This window comes from Roseobacter cerasinus (assembly GCF_009811755.1).
GTDB classification, from domain to species: domain Bacteria; phylum Pseudomonadota; class Alphaproteobacteria; order Rhodobacterales; family Rhodobacteraceae; genus Roseobacter; species Roseobacter cerasinus.
In genome coordinates, this window is sequence record NZ_BLIV01000023.1 from 1 (window position 1) to 596 (window position 596).

Annotated in this window: 1 protein-coding gene; it reads right to left on the bottom strand. The window is 60.4% G+C overall.

The window, feature by feature from the left end; genetic code table 11:
* On the bottom strand, nt 1-596 hold a 596-nt coding region (locus So717_RS21995; protein WP_159981421.1), incomplete at both ends, for an IS3 family transposase.

The following is a 596-nucleotide window of genomic DNA, read 5'->3' on the forward strand; positions in this document are numbered from 1 at the left end:
AACAGGTGTTCGTTGAGGCCTTCCTCGCGCATCCGCCCGTTGAAGCTCTCGACTAGACCGTTTTGCATGGGTTTGCCTGGTGCGATGTAGTGCCAATCGACTTTGCGCTCCTCTTGCCACCTGAGCATCGCGTTACTGGTCAGTTCGGTCCCATTGTCGCTGACCACAAGGCAGGGGTAACCGCGCAGCTCTGCGATCCGATCCAGTTCACGAGCTACACGCGCACCGCCAATGGATGTATCCACGACGGCGGCCAAGCATTCCCGACTGAAGTCGTCGATAACATTCAGCACCCGGAACCTGCGCCCGTCTTCCAGCGCGTCTGACATGAAGTCGAGCGACCATCTCTGGTTTGGCCCCTGAGGGATCGCCATCGGTGTCCTGGTGCCCACTGCGCGCTTGCGTCCGCCCCGTTTACGAACGGTTAACCCTTCTTCGTGGTAGAGCCGGTACAGCTTTTTCCAGTTCACCTCCCATCCCTCGCGCTTCAGCAAGATGTGCAGGCGTCGATAGCCGAACCGCCGCCGCTCGGACGCCAGCTCTTTCATTCTGGTGCGCAGCTGCGTGTCGGCGGGGCGTTTCGACGTGCGCCGATA